This window comes from Streptomyces huasconensis (assembly GCF_021028635.1).
In the GTDB taxonomy this organism is placed as follows: domain Bacteria; phylum Actinomycetota; class Actinomycetes; order Streptomycetales; family Streptomycetaceae; genus Streptomyces; species Streptomyces huasconensis.
On sequence record NZ_CP086119.1, the window covers coordinates 8,218,880 to 8,236,582 of the forward strand.

At 67.1% G+C, this 17,703-nt stretch carries 7 protein-coding genes and 1 pseudogene; 7 read left to right on the forward strand and 1 reads right to left on the reverse strand.

Features of this window, described 5'->3' with window-relative positions; translation table 11 throughout:
• Nucleotides 1–4 precede the first annotated feature (4 nt).
• Together J2N69_RS36325 and J2N69_RS36330 are read left to right on the forward strand one after the other, a co-directional pair.
• Nucleotides 5–4,627, forward strand: a complete 4,623-nt coding sequence (locus tag J2N69_RS36325) for a DUF6531 domain-containing protein (RefSeq protein ID WP_230904516.1) — start codon at nucleotides 5–7, stop codon at nucleotides 4,625–4,627.
• A 28-nt stretch (nucleotides 4,628–4,655) separates the two neighbouring features.
• Nucleotides 4,656–5,192, forward strand: a complete 537-nt coding sequence (locus tag J2N69_RS36330; protein ID WP_230898814.1) for an SMI1/KNR4 family protein — start codon at nucleotides 4,656–4,658, stop codon at nucleotides 5,190–5,192.
• A 155-nt stretch (nucleotides 5,193–5,347) separates the two neighbouring features.
• Here J2N69_RS36330 and J2N69_RS36335 read toward each other — a convergent pair whose 3' ends face one another.
• A complete protein-coding gene (locus tag J2N69_RS36335) occupies nucleotides 5,348–5,893 on the reverse strand; it encodes a hypothetical protein (RefSeq protein ID WP_230898813.1) in 546 nt (181 codons plus the stop codon).
• Between the two features lie 620 nt (nucleotides 5,894–6,513).
• On the opposite strand from J2N69_RS36335, the gene J2N69_RS36340 reads away from it, so the two are divergent.
• The 5 genes and pseudogenes from J2N69_RS36340 to J2N69_RS36360 all read left to right on the forward strand — a co-directional run.
• Complete coding sequence (locus J2N69_RS36340; protein WP_230898812.1) at nucleotides 6,514–6,768, forward strand: helix-turn-helix transcriptional regulator; 255 nt, start codon at nucleotides 6,514–6,516, stop codon at nucleotides 6,766–6,768.
• A 175-nt stretch (nucleotides 6,769–6,943) separates the two neighbouring features.
• The gene (locus J2N69_RS36345) at nucleotides 6,944–7,867 is read left to right on the forward strand and encodes a DUF6083 domain-containing protein (protein ID WP_230898811.1); all 924 of its coding nucleotides are present in this window, start codon (nucleotides 6,944–6,946) and stop codon (nucleotides 7,865–7,867) included.
• 149 nt (nucleotides 7,868–8,016) lie between these two features.
• The gene (locus J2N69_RS36350; protein WP_230904518.1) at nucleotides 8,017–9,510 is read left to right on the forward strand and encodes a UvrD-helicase domain-containing protein; all 1,494 of its coding nucleotides are present in this window, start codon (nucleotides 8,017–8,019) and stop codon (nucleotides 9,508–9,510) included.
• Nucleotides 9,511–10,164: 654 nt separating this feature from the next.
• The gene (locus J2N69_RS36355; protein ID WP_230904517.1) at nucleotides 10,165–13,749 is read left to right on the forward strand and encodes a LamG-like jellyroll fold domain-containing protein; all 3,585 of its coding nucleotides are present in this window, start codon (nucleotides 10,165–10,167) and stop codon (nucleotides 13,747–13,749) included.
• Between the two features lie 181 nt (nucleotides 13,750–13,930).
• Nucleotides 13,931–17,703: pseudogene (locus J2N69_RS36360) on the forward strand (hypothetical protein); the annotation flags it as partial.

Here is a 17,703-nt window from a genome sequence, read left to right on the forward strand (position 1 = left end):
GCACGTGGCACACCGCCCGAAGGACTGGCATGTCCTGGATCTGGACAAGGATCCGACGCCGGGTGATCCCGACCGGGTGCGCAAGCTGGCCAAGGATCTGCATGACTTCTCCGATGATGTCGGCAAGGTGCTGCGTGACATCAAGGGCATGGCGGGCGAGGACGCGATCCTGCGGTGGGCGGGCAAGACGGCCGACGCTTTCACGGAGAAGTTCGAGAAGGCGCCGGAGAAGCTGAAGAAGCTCAAGAAGTCCTACGGGATGGCCGGTGACGCGCTGGCCGCGTACTGGCCGGAGCTGGAGCGCGCCCAGGCCCTGGCGGACAAGGCGCTGGTGAAGGGACGCGAGGCGCAGGCCGATCTCGCCTCCGCCAAGTCCAGCCTGTCGTCGGCTGATTCCTGGGTGGAGAAGGCGGGCAAAGAGGCCGACAAGTACAAGGACGACAAGGGCTCGGGCAAGGATGTGCCGAAGCCGGATGAGTCGAAGGTCCGCGCCGCTACCCGCAACGCGGCCTCCGCCGAGAAGGCTCAGAAGTCGGCGCAGGGTGATGTGGATGCCGCCAAAAGCTCGCTGGACGCGGCGAAGAAGATGGCCGAGGACGCGCGCACGATGCGTCAGGAGGCCGCCGGGACGGCGAAGCGGAGGATCGACGAAGCGTCCGACGCGGGGATCCCCAACCGCAAGTGGTGGGAGGAGGTCGGGGACTGGGTCTCCGACAACTGGGACACCATCGTTGCGGTGTGCAAGGTCGTCGTCGCCGTCGTCGGCATCATCGCGATGATCGTTGGCGGGCCGATCCTCGCCGCGATTGTCATCGTCGCCGGAGCCATCGTCCTGGCCGACACCCTCAACAAGTACCGAAAAGGCCAAGCAGGCCTGATGGATGTCGCATTCGCCGCCCTGGACTGCGTTCCCGGCATGAAGGGCCTGACTACCGCCGCCAAGCTCGGCAAGGGGCTGAAGGGTCTCAAGGGTGGGCTGAAGGGCTTCAAGTCGGCCCGTACCGCGCTGAAGGACGGTGCGAAGGGCGCGTACAGCCGGGTCAAGAGCAAGGTCAAGGGCTGTGGCGACCCGGTGGACGTGGCCACCGGCCAGATGTTCCTGGCCGCGGCCGATGTCATGCTGCCCGGCACCCTGCCGTTGGTCTTCACACGCCGGGTCGCCTCGGGCTACCGCAGCGGCGGCTGGTTCGGCCCCACCTGGACCTCCACCCTCGACCAGCGCCTCGAAGTCGACGAGGACGGCGTCGTCTTCGTCACCGAGGACGGCATGCTCCTGGCCTACCCCCATGCTGAGGGCTCGGATGCATCCGTACTGCCTGACGGCGGTCCCCGATGGCCGCTGGAGCGTCTCGACGACGGCGGCTACCGCCTCACCGACCCCGTCGCCGGCCACTGCCGCTACTTCGCGCCACCTGTTGACGACGTGGCGTTCCTGAGGCGAATATCCGACCGCAACCACAACACCGTTGACTTCGACTACGACGCCGAGGGCACCCCGCTAGCGATCCGCCACAGTGGCGGCTACCACCTGGTCCTCGCAGTCGAGGATGAACGGGTCACTGCCCTGAGCCTGGCGGGTGCGGGCGAGGACGGTTCCGACACCGTGATCAAGCGGTACGGATACACCGACGGCAACCTCACCGAGGTCACCAACTCCGCCGGGTTGCCGCTGCAGTTGACCTATGACGAGCGTCTGCGGGTCACATCGTGGGAGGACACCAACCACAGCCGTTACTACTACCGCTACGACGAGCAGGACCGTTGCGTCGCCCAGGGCGGGGAGGCCGGTCACCTCGCCAACACCTTTACCTATGACGGAATCGATGAGGGCTGGCCGGACTGCCGCACCACCGCCGTCACCACTTCCGGCGGCGCCACCTGGCGGTACGTGGTCAACGACGACTGCCTGGTTGTGGCTGAGACCGATCCGCTGGGTGCCACCGTCATCACGGAGTACGACGCCCACCAGCACGTGATCGCCTCGACAGATCAGCTCGGGTACACCACGAGACTGGAAAACAACGATCTGGGCATGCCGGTGAAGGTCACCCGGCCCGATGGCGGCACGACCCGCTTCACCTATAACGACCTCCACCTCACCACCGCCGTCCAGCTGCCCGACGGCACCATATGGCAGTACACCTATGACGAGGCGGGAAACTGCACCGCCCTCACCGACCCCAACGGGGACACCACGCGCTACACCATCGGGCCCCGCGGCTCGGTGCAGGCCGTCACCAACCCGCTCGGCGAGCGTGTGGAGGCCATCAGCAACGCGGCCGGACTGCCTGTGAGGGTCACTGACCCCGCCGGCGCGGTCAGCCACCACTCCTATGACGCCTTCGGACGGGTCGTAACCACCACTGGCCCAGCAGGCGGGCAGACCCGGCTGACGTGGTCGGTCGAGGGCCAGCTCCTGTCCCGCACCCGCCCGGACGGCACGACTGAGACCTGGGCCTTCGACGGCGAGGGCAATTGCGTGCGCCACACTGATCCGCTCGGTGCGACGGTCCGCTCCGAGTTCAGCCACTTCGACCTGCTGACGGCCCAGACCGGACCGGACGGCACGCGCCTCACCTTCACCTACGACACCGAGCGGCGGCTGACCGCCGTTATCAACCCGCAGGGACTGACCTGGGCCTACCACTACGACATCGCCGGGCAACTCGTCGGGGAGAGCGACTTCGACGGTCACACCAGGGCCTATGCATACGACGCGGGCGGCCGGCTCACCCGGAACAACAACGCCGCCGGGCAGACCGTCACCTACCGCTATGACCCCATCGGTCAGATGGTCGAGAAATCCATCGACGGTCAGGTCACCGTGTTCGAGAACGACCTGTGCGGCCGCCTGCTGCGGGCCGCCAGCCCTGAGGCCGTCCTCGAGTTCCGTTATGACGCTGTGGGCCGCCTCGTGGCGGAAACCGTCAACGGCCATACTCTCGCCACATCCTGCGACGCTGCGGGACGCCGCACCCGGCGCACCACGCCCGCCGGCATCACGACTACCTACTCCTACGACACCTGCGGCAACTATGACGCCCTCACTGTGGCGGGCCGTGTCTTTTCCCTCCAGCACGACGCCGTGGGCCGTGAAATCCAGCGCAGCCTCGGCGACCGCTTCACGCTCGCCTTCGCCTGGGACGGGCAGAACCACTTGGCCGGCCAGACCCTCACCGTCCCCGGCACCGTCCGGCCGCGGATCCAGCGGACCTTCACCCACCGCGAAGACGGGCACCTGACCGCCATCACCGACCAGGACACCGGCCACCGCACCTTCACACTCGACCAGGCCGGACGCGTCACCACCGTCAGTGCGGCGAACTGGAGGGAGACTTACGCCTACGACGAGGCGGGCAATCAGGTTCACGCCTCCTGGCCGGACCAGCACCCCGCAGGCCAGTCCCGCGGCGAGCGCACCTACCAGGGAACACGCCTGACAAACGCCGGCTACACCCGTTTCGAATACGACGCGGCAGGGCGCACCATCCAGCGGCGCAAGCACCGCCTTTCGCGTAAACCGGACATCTGGCGCTATGCGTGGGATGCCGAGGACCGCCTCACCTTCGTCACCACCCCAGACGGTATCCGGTGGCGCTACCTTTACGACCCGCTCGGACGCCGCCTGGCCAAACAGCGGCTCGCCACCGACGGAAGTGTCGAGGAGGACACCCGGTTCACCTGGGACGGCAGCACCCTCACCGAGCAGTCGACCCAGGTCGCAGGCTCCACCGAACTCATCACTCTCACCTGGGACCACGACGGCCTGGCGCCCCTCTCCCAGACAGAGACAAAGTCCCTGGCCGAGGCGCCGCAGCACGTCATCGATCAGCGGTTCTTCGCCATCGTCACCGACCAGATCGGCACCCCCACCGAACTCATCGACGAGGACGGCCACGTCGCCTGGCGGGCCCGGGCCACGCTCTGGGGTACCACTGCCTGGAACCAGGACGCGACGGCCTACACCCCGCTGCGTTTCCCGGGCCAGTACTACGACCCCGAAACCGGTCTGCACCACAACTACTTCCGGCACTACGACCCTGAGACGGGTCGCTACCTCACGCTGGACCCGCTGGGCGTGGACCCTGCACCGAACCCGGCCACCTACGTCGACAACCCGAACACCCAGTGCGATCCGCTCGGGCTCTCGCCCTGCGACGAGGCCGACGTCACCTGGGGCGGCCGCGTCCAGTACGGCGCACCTGGCCCGGGCGGCCGGGCCACCGGCATGCAAGCCCGGCTCGAGTCCGACATGACGGGAGGGAGAACGAAGCCCCCCAAGTGGATCCCTGGCTACGAGAAGTACAAAGAACTACACAAAACGCATCTGCTGGGAGCTCAGATCGGCGGCTCCAACAAGGACCTGCGCAACTTCGTCACCATGCACCGAAACGCCAACACGCCGGTCATGAAGCACGTCGAAGAGCAGATCAGAAGGGCAGTCGACTCAGGTGAGAAAATCGACTACAAGGTCACGCCCATCTACCGGACCAATGACCCCAGCGACGTCACCCCACTCGGTCTCCACCTTGAGGCGCAGGGGAACCGCGGCTTCTCCTTCACCCCCTATGAAGGCGGGAGCAGTACCAACAGCGTCACCATCCTGAACGTCGCCAAGCCCACCTGACACCGAAGAGACAAGGACACCGAACCGGATGCACTCCGCTGTAGTTCGCCTCACCGCACTCGTCCCTCCGGCCGGTCCCCAACGCTCACGCGACTGGGCCGCCGTAGAGGAGCAGCTGGGCACTGCCCTGCCACAGGACTACAAGGAGCTCGTCGACACCTACGGGGGCGGAGTCTTCGACGAGACCGTCTGGCTCCTGGACCCCGCATGCCCTCGACCGGGCTACAACCTCATCGACCAGGCCAAGGAGAGCGCGGAGATCCTTGCCAAGCTGTGGCAGGTGGGATCCAAGCCGCATTTTCTGCAGGACGAGGGGGCCGAGGTTCTGCCCTGGGCCTACATCGAGGGAAGCGGCGCCATGCTGTACTGGCTGCGCAGGCCGGGGCAGAGCCCTGAGGAGTGGACGGTCCTGTTCAACGAGGGACGAGGGCCCGAATGGGAACACCACCCGACCCAGTGCGTGCCCTTCCTCCTGTCCGTCCTGACAGGAGAGACGGACTCGGTGTACTTCGACGAGTTCCCCCCCGACGAGCACGAGTTCGACTCCAACGACGACATCCTCTAAAGCCCGATGACCCCTCCCGCCTCCGGTGACCGCCGCAGGACCCGTCCGCTGCGCTCATGGAGTGACATCTGGCTGTCGCTTCCGGGCCGGCTAGTGGGACGGGCTCGTGGGCGGTCACCGGGGGCAGAATGTCCGCGGCAATCCGGTGACCGCGCTCAGGCCTGCTCCGGTAGTTGCCAGCAGACTTCGCCCGCCTCGATGTCGGGGCGCCAAGAAGCCAAAGCGCTGGTGCGGACGAGTTGGTCGAGAAGGTCCTGAAGGGATAGGGGCGCGGTCGCGCAGAGCCGGGTGAGGACCTCGGCATCGGCGCTCCCGCTGCGGGACTCGGTGTGCGCCGCCAGTGCCAGGGCGGCCAGATGGATAGACGGGGGAGCCCGGCGAGGCGCCGCCAGGGGAATGGGGTGTAGTGCCCAGTGGGCGGCGCGTGCCCGCCGCTCACGGCCGGGCGCCTGAGCCAGGACCGTTACGTCCAGCAGCTGTGCCTCGGCGGATCCATGACCGCGTTGGGTGCAGCGCAGCCATCCGGCGTGCTCGAGTTCATGCCAGGGAGTGGCGTGGGAAGCCAGGCGCATGCTGCGCAGGAACCCGGCCGGCAGATCAACGCGTCCTTGGCTGTCGGAGCGCAGTGCACACTGCAGAGCCAGAAGGCGAGCCGTGGGGGAGGAGAAGGGGGGCAGCGCTGCGGACAGATAGGTAAGCATCTCCTTTACGCGCACGCGCGCGTCAGCACCCGGTGACGGGGCGGTCGAACGCCCACGCGGCGGGGGAGAGACCGTGACAGGCGGGGCGGCGGAGAGCAAGGCGTCGGGAACCACCGCGGCTTGCGCAGTCGCGCCCGCACACCCTGCGCAGGTATCGGCCAGGCGCCACAGGCGCCCGCCCTGGGCTCGTGTGAGCACCAGTCGTACAGAGCCGGAGCAGCCGCGATGGCGTGGATGCCACCGACAGCCCCGCTCGTGGCACTGGCAGGTCCGCAGATGCGACGGCAGCACGTCACGCCGGGCGTGCCGCGCCAGATGAGCCAGCACTGCCGGGCGTGCCGAGCCGGCCGCAAGGGGCCGCGAGTCATGGGGGCAGTGCGGGCACACCAGTACCGGCCCGCCTGCCCCGGGCCGCAGCTCCACGCTCCAGATGCGCCGCACCCTCACATGCGTCGTGCAGAGCCTCATTGGGTGCGCTCCTCCCGCCTGATCGCGCCGCCATCGGATGACGAGCGCACACGCTAGTGCAGACCTCTGCCCTGCTGCAGAGGTGCCGACCTGCGGAAATAGGGCAGAGGTCTGCACTGACAGGGCAGGGTGCTGCACCTTCGGATGGTGGAGTGACGATCTTCCCGCCCGACCCGAACCTCACCGCGCTGCGCCTGGAACTCGCACGCCTGAGGGCCGAGCGGGGATTCACCTACGACGAACTCGCCGAACGCAGTGGCCTGGCCCGCCGCACCCTCATCGAGATCGAGCAGGGCCGCACCATCGGCAGCCTCAAGACCTGGCACGCCCTCGCCCACGCCCTCGACGTCCCCGTCGACCGCCTACTGGGCACCCTCTGCGACGACCACACCCCACCCGGCACCTGACCTCCCGGCTGGCCCCCCGCCCTGGCCGGAGCCGTCAAGACGCCACCCAAACGGGCAATCGCAATAGAACAAACACTCCCCATCTCGTACACCCGCCCCCATCCGCTGGGCCATTCGCAGGAGATACCACCGCCGCCCCCAGGTCCGCGGCGCGCCGCCTGGCACGTTCCCTCCCATGCATCCCCACCCCCCAACCGTGGCCCGCCACTGGGACGGCAGCCCCCTCGCCACCCGCCGCCACCGCTCCCTACGCGTGTCCGCAACCAGCCCCAGCCGACTGCTGCGCACCGGGCAGCACAGCCGCTGCCACACATGCGGCAACCGCATCGAGTGGTACCAGCGCAACAACCACCGCCCCATCGCCCTGCACCCGACCGAGTTCGCCAACACCGACGTACCCGACTCCTGCCGGTGGCACCTCAGCGGCGGCATCGCCTACCGCCACAGCGACCACAGCGCCTGGTGCCGCACCCCGCACGCCATCCTGTGCCCACGGCGCACCATCACCACCCGCCTCACACCCCACCTGCAAAACGTCCGTCGCCAACTCGCCGTCCGCACCCGCACCCTGATTGACACCGGTCTGTTCACCCCACCCGCACCGGCACCCACACTCACCCCGCGCGAAACGGCCCCGGACAGCCACATCACCCGACCGGTCGTCCAGCTCCTTTACACCCGCTACCTCGCCGACCACCCGCTCCACACCATCCGGTGCGTGGCCCAGACCCGCACCCGCCACCGCTGCCCCCACCCCATCCTGGACCCCACAGCCCCGGCCGGCGCCTGGACCCTCCTGCCCGCCAACCCTCGCTCCACCCGCCGCCAACTCGCCCTGGCCGACGGGCTCATGGCCATCTACGACCTCAGCCACCTGCCCTACATCGAACAACTGCGCTGGCGCACCCAACGCTGCCCCGCACATGCCACCGCCCACAGCGCCGCCGACCTCGCCCTGACGACATGGCAGGTCTTCGACCCTCTGCTGCACCACCACCTCATCCACACCCACCTGCCCGCGCCTCCGCCCAGCGGCCGCCGTACGGCGGGGGAGTGCCGCGAGCCCTCAAGACCCTCCTGGCCTGCCCGGCCCCGCTGACCCGGTGAAGACCGCACGCCCACTGCAGGCAGCACTGCCTGAACCCCGCCGTTCTCGACCGCGGGACACGCGACATGCCCCAGCGCTGCCAACAACCCTCAACTCCAGGCGTTCCCGCCCGCCTCACCTCACCCCGGAGCACCGCCGTGCTGACCCTGACCGACGAGCAGACTGCCGCCGCTGATGCCTTCCACGCCGGGGACCACCTGGTCCTGCAGGCCGGCGCCGGAACCGGAAAGACCACCACCCTGACCCTGCTTGCCCAGGCCACCCGACGCCGCGGCCGCTACCTCGCCTACAACCGTGCCATCGCCCGCGACGCCACCACACGCTTCCCGCCCACCGTCACCTGCAAGACGGCCCACGCCCTGGCCTACGCCGCCCTCGGACACCGCTACACCCGACGCCTGAACGCGCCCCGCCGCCCCGCCGGACAGATCGGCCAAGCCCTCGGCATCACCAAACCGACCCGCCTGGGAGAGCGCGACGTGACACCACGAACCCTCTCCTACGCCACCCTGCGCACCGTCACCCGCTTCTGCCACTCCGCCGACCCGGCCATCACCCGCCACCACGTACCCCGCCTGCGAGGCCTGGAGGACCCCGACCACCACGCCCAACTCACGGACGCGATCGTGCCGTTCGCCCGCAAAGCCTGGGCCGACCTGCAGCATCCCGACGACGGAGTGGTCCGCTTCGAGCACGACCACTACCTGAAGATCTGGGCCCTCACCCAGCCCACCCTGAGCGCCGACTACCTTCTCCTGGACGAGGCCCAGGACACCAACCCCGTCGTCGAGCAGGTCTTCCTCAACCAGCGCAGTCACGCTCAGCTGGTGATGGTCGGTGACTCTGCTCAGGCCATCTACGGCTGGCGCGGCGCCAAAGACGTCATGACCGGCTTCGACGGCACCGCCCTGACCCTGTCGCAGTCCTTCCGCTTCGGCCCTCACCTCGCCGCCGAAGCCAACCGCTGGCTCCAGATCGTCGGCGCCCCCATCCGTCTGACCGGCACTGACACCGTTCCCACCGAACTCGGCCCCCTCTCGCGGCCCGACGCCGTGCTGTGCCGCACCAACGTCGGCGCCCTGGCCGAAGTGATGACATTGCTGACCGCTGGACACCGCGTGGCACTAGTCGGCGGAGGAGAAGGCCTGCGCGCCCTAGCCCTGGCCGCCCGCGACCTGAAGGAAGGACGCCGCACCGGCCACCCCGAACTAGTCCTGTTCAGCTGCTGGGGCGAACTGCAGGACTACGCCGCATACGACCCAGCCGGAGGCGACCTACAGCCACTGGTCGACCTCATCGACACCCACGGCCCCGAAGCCATCCTCACCGCCGTCGCCCAGCTCACCCCCGAGGAGCAGGCAGACGTCACCGTCTCGACCGCCCACAAGGCCAAGGGCCGCGAATGGGCAGAGGTAAAAGTGGCAGACGACTTCGCCCCGCCCAAGGACAGCCAGGAGCGCGACGACCAAGGCCAGCCTCTGCCCGGCCCGATCGACGAAGACGAAGCCCGCCTCGCCTATGTCGCCGTCACCCGAGCCCGGAGATGCCTCGACCTCGGTGGCCTGTCCTGGATCCACGCGCACCCAGACACACCCGCCGCAGGTAACGGCGGACTGCCTGCACAGGCCCAATGAACCCTTACCCCTCGTCGGTCACGCCGGAGGAATTGCTGCGCGTGGCCCTGGCACGCTCATCCACCAGGCCTGAGCGTGCTGTGTCGCTGGGCATACAACGGCGGACGTCGCGGGAGAGATGGACGCCGGCGTCCAGGATCGTCGCGGTCGCCACAGGGCGCAGCACCGCGGAAGAACTACGGAGCGCCGGTGCTGAGGTAGTGCTGGACGGGCGCTTGCCGCCATCAAGTCCTGAGCTTGGGCATCGGGATGCATGGCGGGCCCGGCCGACTGCTGTTCGCGTTCTTCGCGGCCGATGGCCGGGACCGAGCGGGAACCTCAGGGAATCGACCCCCGCAGGACTCGACGCGGAGACGTCAGTTGACCGTCCACTTCCAGCGCTGCCAGGGTCAGTCACGCGCGACGACGCCGATGGCGGCAGTGTGGCCGCGCGTACCAAAACGTCAGACATCCGCCTGCATATACGACCGTGGTGCACGTCACGCGGACCACGTGTCCGGAATGGCCCCCTCCGCATCCCTTGATCCACAAACTGGCATCTGGTCTAGACCCATCCTCCCAGATATCTTCACATCTTCGAGTGATCTTCATTAAATTCTCAGATTGTGGGGGAACATGGCACGGCGAAGACGCCGTTGGGGAGCGTCGCGGGGTGTGACGGCCGCGGCGTTGCTCGCGCTGGCTGGACTCACCGGGGAGGCCGCAATGGGCGCGGCTTCTGCGGCAAGTGCCGCCGATGAGCGAGCGGAGGCCGCGGAGCCGGCTTCGCGCGATCCCGCTGACGCCGCGCATCGCGGCAAGGCGTTTTGGGAGGATGACGGGCTTCCGCCCGTGTCCGAGGAGCAGAAGGCGTCTCGGGCTGCCGTCTCCTCAGGGCAGCGCGCTGAGGTCAAGTCGCTGACCACGGCAACGAGTCAGCTCTTCGCCAATCCTGATGGCACATTCACGGTGGAGGCGTCTGCCGAACCGGAGCGCGTCCGTCAGGGCGATGCATGGGTACCGATCGACACCACGTTGATCGAGCGCAAAGACGGCTCTCTCGCCCCGCGAGCGGGCGAGGACATCGAACTGTCCGGTGGCGGCACTCGCGAGCCACTGGCCCGGCTGGCAGCCAACGGCAAGGAATTTGCGGTTTCTGCGCCGTGGGACTTGCCGAAGCCGACAGTTCAGGGGGCGACCGCGGTGTATGCCTCCGTGCTGCCGGACGTGGACCTTGCCGTGACGGTCACCTCCGATGGCTTCACGTATCACCTGGTCGTGCACTCCCGGAAGGCAGCGGCCAATGCGGAGTTGAAGTCCGTCAAGTTCCCCGTGACGGCCAAGGGCCTCTCGTCCCGTGCGACGTCGGAAGGGTCCGCCGCGTTCGTCGACTCGGGCGGCCGGCCTGTGGTGCACAGCGGTGCGGCATTGATGTGGGACTCGGCCGCGCCTCCCGCTACTCCTCCTTCTCCGGCTCCACTCAAGGCCCTGCGGTCCAGCGCGGCCACTGGTGCTACGACCGACGCGCTGAGCGCCGGTGCAGGTTCCCGGACCGAGGTCATGGATGTGACGATTGCGGATGACTCCCTCACTGTCGTGCCGGATCAGCAGTTCCTGGCCGACGAGAAGCGGGTCTTTCCGGTGGTGCTTGATCCGCCTGCGGTCAAGGCGACGCTGACCAGTTGGACCACCGTGTGGTCCGATTCCCCGAAAACGAGCTTCTGGAAGACCTCCCACGCGCTGGGGGTGGGCTACGACGCCTATGTGGACAACAAAAAGGCGCGCTCGTTCTTCCAGTTCGACACCCGCAAGGTGTCCGGGAAAAAGATCATCAACGCCACGTTCACGGCGTACGAGATCTGGTCCGCCAACTGCGACAAGCGCAACGTCGAACTGTGGCGTACGGGGCAGATCTACGGCTCGACCACCTGGAGCGACCAGCCCTCGTGGAAGTCGGAGGTGGACACCGTCTCGGCCGCGAAGGGCCACTCCTCGTCGTGTCCGGACGGCGATGTGGAGTTCGATGCCACGTCTGCCGTGGCGTACACGGCCAAGGCCAAAGCCACGCTGACCACGCTCGGCCTGCGGGCCAGCGAGTCGGACCCGATCGCGTGGAAACAGTTCATGTCGCCGACCGACAAGGACGCGACGTCGTCGAAGAAGCCCCGCCTGTCGATCACCTATGTTTCGGTGCCGACCGCGAAGCCTTCGTCAGTCAAGATGTCCGATCCAAAGGTGTCTTGCTCGGCGTCAGGAAGCCCCGCAATGATCAGGGACGCAACGCCGCGACTGACAGCAACTCCGACCTCGGCCGATGGATCGAATGCAACTCTGAGGCCCAACTTCGAGCTGTACAAGGACGGCAGCTCCACGGCGACCACGCTCAAGCCCTCGGCGTGGACGGCCAGTGGTACAGCCGGCACCGTGGTCACCTCGGCCCTTGCCGAGAACACCACGTATCGGTTCCGCGCCCGCACGGAGTACAAGTACAGCTACGGCGGCAAGACGGACTACCTCTACGGCCCCTGGTCCAGCAGTTGTTACTTCAGGGCTGACACACACGGCCCGGCCGCGCCGAAGATCACTTCGAGTGTCTACACCGAGTGCGTCGGCGATACCTGCGAGGGAGACGCCCAGGACGGCAGTGTCGGGATGACCGGCACATTCCGGATCACAGGCTCCGGTGATGTGCGTCGCTACGACTGGTGGCTGAACGGGGTAAAGGCAGGCAGCAAGACGTTCACCGTCAACATGCCGGTCTACGACGTCAAAGTGACGCCGGACAAACGGCTCACCAACACACTGCGAGTGCAGACCTTCGATGCGGCAGGTAACGCCGGCAGCACCACGGACTACCTGTTCAACGTCGCCAAAGCGGCTGATCCGGTCGGTGTATGGAAGTTCGACGAGAACAGCGGGACCACAGCAGCGAATGCCGCAGGTGATGGCAACGCTCTGCGTCTGAGCAAGGCGGCATGGACGGCCAAGGCACGCAACGGCGCCGGGTTCAAGGCCGACGGCACGGCGACCGCCGCCACTTCGGGCCCTATGGTCGACACCACGAAGAGCTTTGCCGTCTCGGCGTGGGCCAAGCTCGACTCGAAGTCTTCGACTGCGACTGTCCTCAACCAAAACGGTGCGAAGGTCGGCGCGTTCCAGCTCTATTACTCCAGCGCCTACGACCGGTGGGTCTTTAACCGCTATGACCAGGATTCGACTGCCGAGTCGACGGCCATTCACCGTGCCATGTCCTCCAAGCCCGCGGTAGTGGGCGCCTGGACCCATCTGCTGGGTGTGCAGGACCTGCAGAAGAAGGAACTGCGTCTGTACGTCAACGGCCACCTGGAAGACACCACCGGTTTCACCAACGCATGGGCGGGCAACGGCGCCTTCGAAGTTGGGCGCTTCACGAGCAGCGATGGATCCTCCAGTCCCTTCAGCGGGGACATCGACCAAGTCCAGGCCTACAACCGTGTGGTCTTTCCCGACGAACTGTGGGCACTGACGAACATCGAGAATCCGGACACGGGCCATCCGCAGGCAGAGCTCCTAGCGGATTGGTCCGTGGACGAGACATCCGGCACCACTGGCGCAGACAGCTCGGGGCGAGGGAACCAGCTCAGCCTGAAACCAGGGGCCACTTTCACCGCCACCGATGATCCAGCGCACGGCAATGTCGTGGAACTGGACACGGCGGCGGAAGGGCATGCCACAGCAGGGGTCGAACTGGACAACTCCGGCAGCTTCACGGTCGCCGGCTGGGTGAACCTGGCGTCCCAATCCAAGCTGGAGGACACCACCGTGGCGCACTCGCCCACGCTGTTCGCCCATCCCGGAGCCAAACGCAACGCCTTCCGCCTGTGGTACCGACAGGAGGCCGGGCAGAGCGTGGGTGACTGGAATTTCGGGATCTTCGGCACGGACGTACTCAGTGGACCCGCCTACGAGGCGGCCTCGGACGAGGTGAACCCACCGGACGGGTGGGTTCACGTAGCTGGTGTCTACGACTCCGCAAGCCAGTCCGCCAAGCTATACGTCACCGGCGAGCGCCAGGGCGACGAGGAGGGTGTCCTCGTGAAGGAGACCTTCCAGCCGACCGGCCCACTGATGATGGGCCGTGCCCGGCGTCATGACACCGGTGAGTTCGGCAACCTGCTGCCTGGCCAATTCGATGATCTTCGCGTGTACGCGGGCGTGCTGTCCGAGGCCGAGATCACTCAGCTGGCCACCGTGGACGAACCGCCGGTGCCGATCGAGTAGCCGCATGGGCTTCACGTACGCACTTTCATGAACAACTCGCGGGGGTGCCGGACACAGGACCGGCACCCCCGACTTCCAGATGCGGAGATTTCCCGTGGTCAGGCACCTCACAGTGCTGCACAAATGGGCATGGAGCAGAGCCAGCCGCCGTCGGGTGGCGGCTGTCTCGCTTCCTGTCTCGGTGGCAGTTGTCGCCACCCTCTTGGGCACAGCGCCGGTCCAGGCGTACGAGCGCAAGCACAGTGCTTTGGAGAAGGCCGAGTACGGCCAAGCCAAACCGTTCGGCTTCAAGGGCAAGAAAATCCACGACCCGGCCGCCGCAGCCGCACAGAAGTCCCGCGCCCGGGCAGAGCGCAAGGTCACCTGGCCGGATGCCAAGACCGTGACCGTCACGCTCCCCAAGAACCAGAAGACACAGGCGCGGGCGGGCGACCTGCCGGTGGAGCTGGCACGGCCTCAGCAGGCCGAGCCCGGCACCAAAGCAGCTCGCTCGGCCACGGCTGCTCCGGGCAAGGCGAAGGTCGAGGTCCTGGGACGAGCGGCCACTCGCAGGCTCGGCGTCGACGGTGTGGTCGTAACGCTGCAGCGCGCCGACGGCAAACAGGGTGCCGCAGACTTCGCCGCCACCATCGACTACAGCGACTTCGCCCACGCCTACGGTGGTAACTGGGCCTCACGGCTGCGTGCCGTAATGCTTCCTGCTTGCGCGCTGACCACACCTCGGAAGCCCGCCTGCCGCCGGACGAGCCCGGTCATCTCCTCCAACAACAGCGCGGACCAAGCCGTCACGGCTCAAGTGCACACGCCTTCCGCCAGGGCCGGCGCGCCCGCGGTGAGCGTGCTCGCCCTCGCTGCCGGTGCCGGCTCGGACCAGGGCTCCTACGAGGCGACGCCGCTCGCCGCCTCGGCGACTTGGGCCGCGGGCGGCTCGAACGGTGACTTCACCTGGAACTATCCGCTCGATGTGCCACCCGCCCCGGCAGGCCCCTCACCCAACTTGTCCCTCGGCTACTCCGCGCAGAGCGTGGACGGACACACGTCCTTCACCAGCTCGCAGCCCTCGTGGATCGGTGACGGATTCGACCTGCCCATCTCCTACATCGAACGCTCCTACGGCAGTTGCGACGACGACGGCCAAGACAAGAAGTACGACCAGTGCTGGAAGGAGGACAACGCCTCGATCGTCCTCAACGGCAAGGCCACCGCGCTGATCAAGGACGAGAAGACCGGCGATTGGCACACCAAGAGTGACGACGGCGAGCGCGTGGTGCGCTCCACCGGGGCCAGCAACGGCGATGACGGCGACACCGGCGACAAGGGCGAGTACTGGACTGTCACGTCCACCGACGGCACTCAGTACGTCTTCGGCAAGGACCGCCTGCCCGGCTGGGCCAGCGGCAAGCCGGAGACCAACTCCGTGTGGACCGTGCCCGTATTCGGTGACGACTCCGGTGAGCCGGGCTATTCCAGCGGTGATTCCTTCGGCTCGCGCGCCAAGACCCAGGCCTGGCGATGGAACCTCGACTACGTCGTGGATCCGCACGGCAACGTCATGACGTACTGGTACGGCAAGGAGACGAACCACTACGCCAAGAACGGCACCACCGGCAACGGCACCGCCTACACGCGCGGCGGTTACCTCAAGCGCATCGACTACGGACAGCGGACCGACACGATCTTCTCGACCACGCAGCCGTCTGCCGCGCGCATCAAGTTCGCCACCGCGGAGCGCTGCATTCCCGTCTCCGGAGGCGAGGACTGTTCGTCGCTGGGCGATGCCAACCGTGCCGCCTGGCCCGACGTACCCTTCGACCTGATATGCAAGGCCGACACGGCCTGCACCGACCAGCGCTCGCCTTCGTTCTTCTCCCGCAAGCGGCTGACCGACGTCACGACTCAGGTCTACAAGGGGAGCGGGACCGGAGCTGACACCGACTACCGGGACGTCAACAACTGGCACCTGGAGCAGTCGTTCCCCGACCCGGGGGATGGTTCCGATCCCGGCCTGTGGCTGAAGTCCATCCAGCACACCGGAAAGTCAGGCACCGATGTCTCGCTGCCCGCAGTCAAGTTCAGCGGCGTCCAGCTGCACAACCGCGTCGACAAGACCGGCGACGATGTCGCCCCGTACATCAAGTGGCGCGTGCGCACCGTCACGTCGGAGACCGGGTCGGTCCTGACGGTCAACTACTCCAAAGAAGACTGCGTCGCCGACTCGAGCATCCCGGCCAAGCTCGACGACAACACCAGGCGCTGCTTCCCGGTGAAGTGGATACCGCCGTCCAACCCGACACCGGGCACCGATCCCAAGCCACGCACCGACTGGTTCCACAAGTACGTCGTCACGCAGGTCACCGAGTCGGACCCGACCGGTGGCGCACCACTGAAGCAAACCGACTACAGCTACACCGGCGGTGGCGCCTGGGCCTACGACGACGAATCAACCATCACCCCTGCCAAGTACCGCACCTGGGGGATATGGCGCGGCTACCAGAAGGTCACCACCACCACCGGTGAGGCGTCCGGTACCCGGTCCAAGACCACTGCCCTCTACTACCGGGGCATGGACGGCGACAAACAATCTGACGGCACCACGCGCAAGGAAACGGTCACCGACTCCAAGAACACGGCCAAAACGGACTCCGAACAGTTCGCCGGCCAGCTGCGAGAACAGATCACATACAACGGCGTCGACGGCGCCGAGGTGTCCGGAACCATCAACACCCCTTGGTACCAGACCACGGCGACCGACAAGCACTCCTACGGCACTGTCAACGCCTACATGGTGCGCAATGCCACCGCAGTAACCCGCACCGCCATACCCGGCGCAGCGGAGATGACCCACATCAAAAGGACCAGCTACGACCCCACCAGCGGCCTGACGCTCAAGGTGGAGACCGACGCGGGCGGCGAGAAGGACTGCACCGTCACCGAATACGTCCCCAACACCAAGGAGTGGATCCTTTCCCTCCCCAAGCGGGAGGAGAAAGTCTCGGTCGGCTGCGACACGACTCCTCGACGCACCGACGATCCCAAGACCACGGACGTCATCTCCGAAGCCCGTGTCTCCTACGACGAGCAGGCATGGGGCAAGGCACCCACCAAGGGCGACGCCACCCGCACCGAGCGTGTCGTCGGCTACAGCGCCGACGGCACAGCCAAGCTCCAGACCATCAGCACCGCCAAGTACGACGCTCTCGGGCGGCCCACCGACGTCTACGACACGCACGGCACCCGCACCAAGCACACCGAGTACACCCCGGCCCTCGGTGGTCCGCTGACTAAGACCGTCGAGAAGAACGCCCTCGACCACACGGTCACCACGGACCTGAATCCCGACTGGGGTGTGAACGTCGCCAGTACGGACCCGAACGGCCATCGCACCGAGTTGGACTACGACGGCCTTGGCCGACTCACCGATGTCTGGCTCGCCGACCGTGACCGCGCCGCGGGCAAGACCCCCAGCAAGAAGTTCGAGTACAAGGTCCAGAACACTGCCGCTTCCTGGGTCGCCACCAAGTCCCTCAACAACGACGGCAGTACATACCAGACCTCGTACGCGATCTACGACGCGTTGCTGCGTCCCCGCCAGAGCCAGGTCCCGGCGGCTACCGGCACCGGCCGTGTGATCACCGAGACGAAGTACGACACGCGTGGCCTTGAGGTCGCCACATCGGCCGACTACATCGACACCACCGCACCTGAGAGCAAGCTCGCCACCCTCCTGACGGCTCCGCCCGCCGGCACCGAGACCACCTACGACGGGGCCGGCCGGCCGATCGTGGAAAAGACCCTCGCCCTCGGCAAGGAGTTCTCCCGCACCAAGACCACCTACAAGGGCAATTCCACCATCGTCGAACCCCCCACTGGAGCCTCGGCGGTCACCGAGACCGCCGACGCGCGTGGCCGCGTGGTCCAGAAGCTGGAGCACGAGGGCAGTTCCGCCGGGAGCTC